Genomic DNA, 7,404 nt, shown 5'->3' with positions numbered 1-7,404 from the left:
GTTCAGCCGGGTTCACCGCCACTTTCTCAAGCCCCGCGCCGGGCGCGAGGTGAGGTTCTTCAGCGCTGATTCTCGCTCCGCGTGAAGACTAATGTGCCGGCCTCGGAGGCGCCGGGGTCGAACGTGTAGCCTGCCACGTCGAAGGCCTTGAGCTTTTCCGCCGAGTCGATCTTTTCGCGGATGATCCAGGCGGCCATCAGTCCACGCGCCTTCTTGGCGTAGAAGCTCACGATCTTGAACGTGCCGTTCTTCTCGTCCTTGAACACCGGGGTAACGATGTCGGCATCGAGTTTCTTGACATCTACTGCCTTGAAATACTCGTTGGAGGCCAGGTTGACCAGCACTTTCGAGCCGCTCTCGTCGACGGCTCTGGAGAGCGCCTCGGTGATCGTCGGCTTCCAGTAGGCGTAGAGATCCTTGCCCGCCGGGTTCGCCAGCTTGGTTCCCATCTCCAGCCGGTAGGGCTGAATCAGATCCAGCGGGCGCAGCAGTCCGTAGAGTCCTGACAGAATGCGCAGGTGCGTCTGCGCGTAGCGATTGTGAGCGTCATCGAAAGTGTCCGCTTCGAGCCCTGTATAGACATCGCCCTGGAACGCCTGGGCGGCGGGCTTGGCGTTGTCCAGGGTGAACGGAGTCTCCCACTCCTCGAAGCGCGCTGCATTGAGCCCGGCGAGCTTGTCGCTGATACCCATGAGCTCGCTGATGCTCTGCGGCGAGTAGTCGCGCAGGATATCGATCAGCGCCTGGCTCTGGTCGAGAAAGTCCGGCCGGGTCACGTTCCGGGTCGTCGATGGGGTCTCGAAATCCAGCGTCTTGGCCGGCGAGATAACGCTTAACATCGCATGCTCCTTGTATGCAGCGCCAAGGGGCTGCATCGATCCATGGTGAGAGCCCATGATAGCAAGCCCCGGCCTGGGCCGGGGCTATAAGGGCGATAGGCGGCGCTGCGCTCAGGGGCAGGGGTTGGAGAGCCGGCGGTGGATCGCCTCGATGCCTTCGAGTACTTCGTCGCCGAGTTTCAGCGCTTCGCTCTCGAGGTTGGACTCGAGCTGCTCCATGGTCGTCGCACCGATGATGTTGCTGGTCAGAAACGAGCGCGAGTTGACGAAGGCGAGCGCCATCTGGGCCGGGTCGAGCCCGTGCTCCCGGGCAAGCGCCACGTAGGCCTGGGTGGCCTCTTCGGCCTGGGGCGAGGTGTAGCGCTTGAAGCGCTCGTACAGCGTGAGGCGCCCCTTGGCCGGCTGGGCGCCGTTCAGGTACTTGCCGGACATGACTCCGAAGGCCAGCGGCGAGTAGGCCAGAAGCCCGACGTCCTCACGGTGGGCGATCTCGGCCAGGCCCACTTCGAAGGAGCGGTTCAGCAGATTGTAGGGGTTCTGGACCGACGCCACGCGGGGCAGGTCGAAGGTCTCGGCCAGCTGGAGCATGCGCATCACGCCCCAGGGCGTCTCGTTGGAGAGCCCGATCGCGCGGATCTTGCCGGCATCCACCAGCGCCTTGAGCGCCTCGAGCGTCTCCTTGAGCGGCGTGGCGTCGTGGTCATCCACGGCGGTGTAGCCGAGCTGGCCGAAGAAGTTGGTCTTGCGCTCCGGCCAGTGCAGTTGATAGAGGTCGATATAGTCGGTCTGCAAGCGCTCGAGACTGGCATCGATGGCCTGGTGGAGGTGTTCCCGGTTCATGCGCGCGCCGCCGCGAATGTGCTCGATGCCCGGGCCCACTGCCTTGGTGGCCAGAATCACGTCGTCACGGGCGCCGCGCGCCTTCAGCCAGCTGCCGACGTACTTTTCGGTGAGGCCCTGGGTCTCGGCCTTGGGCGGAACCGGATACATCTCGGCGGTGTCGATGAAGTTGATGCCGAAGGCCACGGCGCGGTCGAGCTGCTCGTGGGCTTCGGCTTCGCTGTTCTGTTCACCGTAGGTCATGGTGCCCAGGCACAGACGGCTCACATCGAGGCCGGTTCTGCCCAGTGGACGGGTTTGCATGGTGCGCTCCTTGTGCGGTTGGATGCCGCGTCGCAGGCCGCCTCGAGCGGTGCGACGACGACGCGTCAGGGCATGTTAGCGAGGCGCGTCCCATGCGGCAAATGAAGGGGGTTGAGTCGAGGCGAAGGCAAGCGTATGCTTGCCAGCCCATTTACCGGCCAGGGGCCGGGTCATCGTAGGGTTGGCCGCAAGCGAAGGATTCGGCCGATCAGGCTTTCAACAGACAGGCAGGGTGGTTTGCCATGCCGCAGGCATCATCTTTGTTCATTCGGCTGGAGTTTCGTCTGGCCGAACAGCTGTTTCGTTCCCGGTGGCTGTTGCCGCATTCGCCCCGCACCCAGCGGCTGACCATGCGCCTCTACAAGCGCTGCGCCGAAGCCGGGCATCCGGATGCGCTGTCGACCTACGGGCGGATGCTGTTCCAACGCAGCCGCTCGCCCCAGGACAAGGCGCGTGGCGCGCGCTACGTGCTCGAAGCCGCCCAGGCCGGCGATGTCCAGTCCCAGTACCAGGCCGCCCAGATTCACGAGCACGGCTGCGTCCAGTACCCGTGCCGCGAGGACTACGCGGTCACCTGGTACGCCCGCGCCGCTCAGGCCGGGCATCGGCTTGCCGCCGAGCGCCTTGCCCGCGCCTACCGGCTGGGCGAGCTGGGGCTTTCCCGAGACAGCGAGCAGTCGGCCTACTGGGCGAGCATCGCCAGCCCCGCACCGATGGTCGCGGCCTAGGTGTGGGCATGACGGCACCGGCGATGGAAACGCTGCCCACCGTGCTTGACATCGAGGCCTCGGGCTTCGGGCGCGGCAGCTACCCGATCGAGATCGGTCTGGCCCGCGCCGACGGCAGCTGCTGCGCGTTTTTGATCCAGCCCTTGGAAGAGTGGACGCACTGGGATCCGAAAGCCGAGCTTCTGCACGGTATCTCGCGGGAGCGACTCTTTCAGGAAGGCTATCCGGTGCGCCAGGTCGCCCGCTGGCTCAACGACGAGCTGGCGGGGCTGGGCAAGGCCTACAGCGATAGCTGGGGTTACGACAACACCTGGCTTTCGCTGCTGTTCCACCATGCGGGTATGCTGCCGCGCTTTCGGCTCGAGGCGCTGCGAATTCTGCTGACCGAACCGCAGCAGGCGCTCTGGAGCCAGACCAAGGAAGCGATCATCGGGGACCAGCCCATCCAGCGCCACCGCGCCGGCGACGACGCGCGCCTTCTGCAACTGACCTACCAGCATACCCGCCGCGCCGCCGAACGGGGCGCCTGAAGGCCCCGGCCTCCCTGGTGATGATGGATGCCGGGAGGAGGTGTCAGACCAGACGGCCTTCCAGTTGTTGAATGAGCGATGCAGGCGACTCGGCGTCGAGCAGCATGGCGCGGGTCGCCTGCGCAAGAAACCCCTGCTCGACGGTGTTGTCCAGAAATTCGAGCAGCGGCGCGTAGAAGCCGTCGGTATCGAGCAGCGCCAGCGGTTTCTCGTGAAGCCCCAGGTAGCCCCAGGTCCACACCTCGAACAGCTCCTCGAAGGTGCCGATGCCGCCGGGCAGCGCCACGAAGGCATCGGCGTGGGCCGCCATGGTGGCCTTGCGCTCGTGCATGTTGGTCACCCGGATCAGCTCGGTCAAGCCAAAGTGGGCCTGCTCTCGCTCCACCAGATGATCCGGCATCACGCCGATCACCTCGCCGCCGGCCTCGAGCGCTGCATCCGCCAGCGCCCCCATCAACCCGATACGTGCACCGCCGTATACCAGCGTGTGACCGCGTTCGGCCATCAGCGCCCCAAGCTCCCGTGCCTGCTTCATGAACGCCGGGCTTCGGCCCTCCCGCGAGCCCAGATAAACGCAAATTCGCGCCATGTCGATTCCTTGATGATGAGTGACGCGCCGGGCTAGACGAAGCGGTTGATGCCGTAGTGCTCGTCCATCCACGCCCCGATCACGTTATGACTACCCAGGTGGTGGGCGTACTGCGTGTGCAGACAGCGTATCTGCTGCCAGTTGCTGATGCCACCGACGCCGCGCTCGGTCAGCACCTCACGATAGCCCAGCTGCGCGACCTGCTCGCGCTGGGCGTCGCTCATGAATGACCAGCGCGCCGCCACGTAGTCGCGGTGGCTCTGCTGATAGCGTTCGAGGAATTCGGGGTCCTCCTGAAGGCGCTGCTCCAGGGACTTGATCACGCCTACCGCCTCGACCCGTGAAATCTCGATCTTGAGCACGTCCGAGCAGAGCCAGTAGAGGGTGGGAAAGGGCTTGCCGTCGACGATCGGTGCCATGCGCAGCGCCAGCGGCGTGCCCGCAGCGTCCGTTGCGGCGACGGCTTCGATACCGCGCGGCGCCCGGCCGAGCTGCTGGGTGATGATCGCGAGCTCGCGCTCGTCGGGGGCGTGGTCGGTGCGAATTACCATCGTGACACTCTCTTGGTATTACTCGTCTTGGACGAATTTAGTGGAGCGGCCCACGGCGCGAAAGAAGCAGCGATTGAGCTGTTCGGGGGAAGCCACGTAATGCCAGGTGCGCTCGCAGTACTCGGCGGCGCGGGCCATCAGGACGTCGTAGAGACGATTGAACGGGGCATCATAATCGTAGGGGTCGGCGCCGAACAAGCGGATGTGCGGATAGTCGGCGAAGCGCTCCAGGAAATAGTGCTCCAGGTGCTCCTCGACGGCGCGGTGGCGCTCGGTATCGTCCGGGTCTATCCACAGGGTGTAGCGAATGGCCATGGCGGGCTCCCGTCGTGTAGGGCGAAAGGCTTGCGTGCGGCCTCAGGCCGGGGCGTCCTGCAGGTGATGGGTCAGCGCCTCGCGCAGCTCGCCCTCGATGGGAACCGCGCGCTTGGCGTGGTGGTCGTACTGGATGAGCACCGTATGCCCGAGGTTGGTCAGGGTATCGAACTGGCGCGCCTCCTGGGTCACCGTGAAGGAGCTCGTTCCCAGGCGCGTCAGGTAGGTATGCAGTTCGATGTCGTGACCGTAGAACAGTTCCACCCGGTAGTCGATCTCCATGCGCGCCATGATCAGCCGCCACTGGCGCGGATTCAGATCCGGCGTGAAGAGCTTGAAAAGATCGTTGCGGGCGAGCTCGAACCACGCCGGCAAGCGGGTGTTGTTGATGTGGCCGAGGGCGTCGGTATCATAGAACGCGGGTTCGATATGGCGAGTGAACATTGAGAAAGCCTTCCAGGAGTGTGAGCGTCACCCTGCAGAATTGCCGCCCCGGCGCGCCGGGTCAAGGCATTGCGCCGTGAGCGCGCGTGAAGACGGGGCCGCCCCACCGCTTGCGCCGCCGCCCCGGCCCGAGGGCTGCGAGCTCTGCCATCGCCAGGCACCTCTGACCAAGCATCACCTGATTCCCCGCACCCTGCACAACAAGGCGCGCTATCGAAAGCGCCACAGCCGCGAGGAGCGGCTCACCGCCATCGCCTGGCTGTGCCACCCCTGCCACAAGCACATTCATCGCCTTTACAGCGAGCGTGAGCTGGCCGACCGCTTCTCGAGCGTCGAGGCCCTCGCAGGCGACCCGGCGATTGGCGCCTTCGCGGCCTGGCTTGCCACCAAGCCCGCCGGCTTCAAGCCCAAGTCGCCCACGCGCAAGCGCTGACTCATGCCAGCCGCAGCCCCTGCTGGTCGCGCCAAGCGGCGTCCAGGGCCTCGTCGAGCGGCGCCTTCAGGTGCTCCGGCAGGGCGTCGTGTGCCTGTTGCCGAGAATCGAAGGAACGGTTCTTGAGCCAGCAGTAAGCCCAGGCGCAGGCCTCGGCCTCGCTTTGTGGCGTGGGGCGAGCGGGCATCTGGTTGAGCAGGAACACGGCGGTGCGCGGCGCCCACAGCGGCATCGTGCCCGCGCCATCCTCGCTCCAGCGCGCCAGCTCCTCGCCGGTGGGGGTGGCCTCGGGCGTGCCGAGCTTGGCGACCCGGGCGGTCTCGGCCAGAATCAGCGCCAGCTGGTCGGCATCCGCCTGGCCTTGGGAGCGCCACTGCTGCAAGAGCGCGGCTAGCCCTGCGCGCACCTTGGTGTAGAAGTCGTTTTGCGGCATGCTCGTCGTCCGTCTTGTCGATCTCAAGTGAGAAGTATCATGGCCTTTGATTTTGCCACGCCTGTCGAGCGGCGCCACCCCGAAGGCGGCTACCCGTCCCAGAAATGGCACCGCTACGCCGAGGATGTCCTGCCGCTCTGGGTCGCCGACATGGATTTTCGCGCACCGCCCGCGGTCGTCGAGGCGCTGAAGGCGCGCATCGACCACGGCGTCTACGGCTACGGCGAGATTCCCGCCTCGCTGACGAAGGCCCTGTGCCGCTGGAGCGCGACCCACTACGACTGGGTCATCGAGGCCGACTGGCAGCACTGGCTGCCCGGCGTGGTGCCGGCGCTGCACTTCGCCGCGCTGGCCTTGACCGACCCCGGCGACGCCATCCTCTCCGTCGCGCCCATCTACCCGCCGTTTCTGGCCGTGGCCGAGCGCACCGGGCGACAGGCGCAGACGGCGATGCTCGCCGAGCCCGCCGCCCTCGGCGAGCCCTGGCGGCTCGACATCGCCGCCCTGGAAGCCGCGATCACCCCGCAGACCCGATTGCTGCTCTGGTGCCATCCCCACAACCCGACCGGGCGAGTGTGGTCTGAAGAGGAGCTGGCGGCGCTGGCCGAGCTGGTCTAGCGGCACGATCTGTGGGTGGTCTCCGATGAGCTTCACTGCGACCTGCTGCTCGACGAAGACGCCCAGCACCGGCCGCTGGCCGCGCTTTTTCCGGCGCTCGCCCGGCGCACCATCACGCTCTGGGCGCCCTCCAAGACCTTCAACCTGGCGGGATTGACCAGCGCCTGCGCGGTGATTCCGGACCCACAGGTGCGCCAGCGCTTCGCCACTGCCTGCAAGGGGCTGCTGCCGGACGTCAACGTGCTCGGGCTGGTGGCCGCCGAAGCCGCCTATCGTGAAAGCGAGCCCTGGCGTCAGGCGCTGCTGGCGGTGCTGCGCGCGCATCGCGCAACGCTCGAATCAGCCGCTGCCCGCTGGCCGGGCGTGGAGATGAGCCCGCCCCAGGCGACCTATCTTGCCTGGCTGGACGTTCGCCGGGCGGGGCTGGGCGAGGCGCCCTACCAGGCGCTCAAGGAGCGGGCAGGCGTGGCGCTGTCCGACGGCGCCACCTTCGGGCGCCCCGGGTTTCTGCGCTTGAACTTCGGCACCACCGCCGCCCAGCTGGAAGCGGCGCTGACGCGGATGGATCGCGTGCTCGCCGAGCCGGCTCAGTAGAGCAGGGCGAAGAGCTTGCGCCGGTAGGCGACGGTCAAGGGGTGGTCGGCGCCGAGGGCGTCGAACACCTGCAGAAGGGTCTTGCGCGCCGCGTCGTCCTCGAAGCCACGATCGCTTTTCATCAGCGCAAGAAGCCCTTCGAGCCCCTGGTCGTAGTCGCCGTCCGCCACCTGGCGAAGCGCGCGCT

The 7,404-nt window shown here is 66.5% G+C and carries 11 protein-coding genes and 1 pseudogene; 4 read left to right on the top strand and 8 right to left on the bottom strand.

Annotated elements, in window-relative coordinates:
• Positions 1-59 precede the first annotated feature (59 nt).
• The gene (yaaA, locus tag BIS11_RS07590; RefSeq protein WP_253422818.1) at positions 60-839 is read right to left on the bottom strand and encodes a peroxide stress protein YaaA; all 780 of its coding nucleotides are present in this window, start codon (positions 837-839) and stop codon (positions 60-62) included.
• A gap of 111 nt (positions 840-950) precedes the next feature.
• Positions 951-1,982 carry an NADP(H)-dependent aldo-keto reductase gene (locus BIS11_RS07585; protein ID WP_253422821.1) on the bottom strand — a complete coding sequence of 344 codons (1,032 nt, stop codon included), beginning with the start codon at positions 1,980-1,982 and terminating at the stop codon, positions 951-953.
• Positions 1,983-2,224: 242 nt separating this feature from the next.
• On the opposite strand from BIS11_RS07585, the gene BIS11_RS07580 reads away from it, so the two are divergent.
• Entirely contained in the window at positions 2,225-2,710 is a 486-nt protein-coding gene (locus BIS11_RS07580; protein ID WP_253422824.1) for a tetratricopeptide repeat protein, read from the top strand.
• 8 nt (positions 2,711-2,718) lie between these two features.
• The gene (locus BIS11_RS07575) at positions 2,719-3,240 is read left to right on the top strand and encodes a hypothetical protein (protein ID WP_253422826.1); all 522 of its coding nucleotides are present in this window, start codon (positions 2,719-2,721) and stop codon (positions 3,238-3,240) included.
• A 43-nt stretch (positions 3,241-3,283) separates the two neighbouring features.
• Here BIS11_RS07575 and BIS11_RS07570 read toward each other — a convergent pair whose 3' ends face one another.
• Genes BIS11_RS07570 through BIS11_RS07555 form a run of 4 tightly spaced genes read right to left on the bottom strand, consistent with a single transcriptional unit; the run spans position 3,284 to position 5,139 of the window.
• A complete protein-coding gene (locus BIS11_RS07570) occupies positions 3,284-3,829 on the bottom strand; it encodes a TIGR00730 family Rossman fold protein (protein ID WP_253422829.1) in 546 nt (181 codons plus the stop codon).
• 32 nt (positions 3,830-3,861) lie between these two features.
• Positions 3,862-4,380, bottom strand: a complete 519-nt coding sequence (locus tag BIS11_RS07565; protein WP_253422832.1) for a DUF501 domain-containing protein — start codon at positions 4,378-4,380, stop codon at positions 3,862-3,864.
• A gap of 18 nt (positions 4,381-4,398) precedes the next feature.
• Complete coding sequence (locus BIS11_RS07560) at positions 4,399-4,695, bottom strand: hypothetical protein (RefSeq protein ID WP_253422835.1); 297 nt, start codon at positions 4,693-4,695, stop codon at positions 4,399-4,401.
• A gap of 42 nt (positions 4,696-4,737) precedes the next feature.
• Positions 4,738-5,139 carry a thioesterase family protein gene (locus BIS11_RS07555; RefSeq protein WP_253422837.1) on the bottom strand — a complete coding sequence of 134 codons (402 nt, stop codon included), beginning with the start codon at positions 5,137-5,139 and terminating at the stop codon, positions 4,738-4,740.
• A 76-nt stretch (positions 5,140-5,215) separates the two neighbouring features.
• Here BIS11_RS07555 and BIS11_RS07550 point away from each other — a divergent pair, with 76 nt between their 5' ends.
• A complete protein-coding gene (locus BIS11_RS07550; protein WP_253422849.1) occupies positions 5,216-5,572 on the top strand; it encodes a hypothetical protein in 357 nt (118 codons plus the stop codon).
• A gap of 1 nt (position 5,573) precedes the next feature.
• On the opposite strand, the gene BIS11_RS07545 is transcribed toward BIS11_RS07550, so the two are convergent.
• On the bottom strand, positions 5,574-6,005 hold the full coding sequence (locus BIS11_RS07545; protein ID WP_253422852.1) for a hypothetical protein: 432 nt from the start codon (positions 6,003-6,005) through the stop codon (positions 5,574-5,576).
• A 39-nt stretch (positions 6,006-6,044) separates the two neighbouring features.
• Between BIS11_RS07545 and BIS11_RS07540 the strand changes: the two are divergent.
• Positions 6,045-7,217 (top strand): annotated as a pseudogene (locus BIS11_RS07540) (MalY/PatB family protein).
• Here the strand turns inward: BIS11_RS07540 and BIS11_RS07535 are convergent.
• Positions 7,211-7,404: tetratricopeptide repeat protein (locus BIS11_RS07535; protein WP_253585881.1), on the bottom strand; the 194-nt coding region annotated here is incomplete at its 5' end. The pseudogene BIS11_RS07540 and the gene BIS11_RS07535 sit on opposite strands and share 7 nt — an antisense overlap.

This window comes from Halomonas sp. 707D4, assembly GCF_024158685.1.
In the GTDB taxonomy this organism is placed as follows: Bacteria; Pseudomonadota; Gammaproteobacteria; order Pseudomonadales; family Halomonadaceae; genus Vreelandella.
Note: the sequence above shows the minus strand (reverse complement) of the source record. Positions and strands in the feature narration are given on the sequence as shown.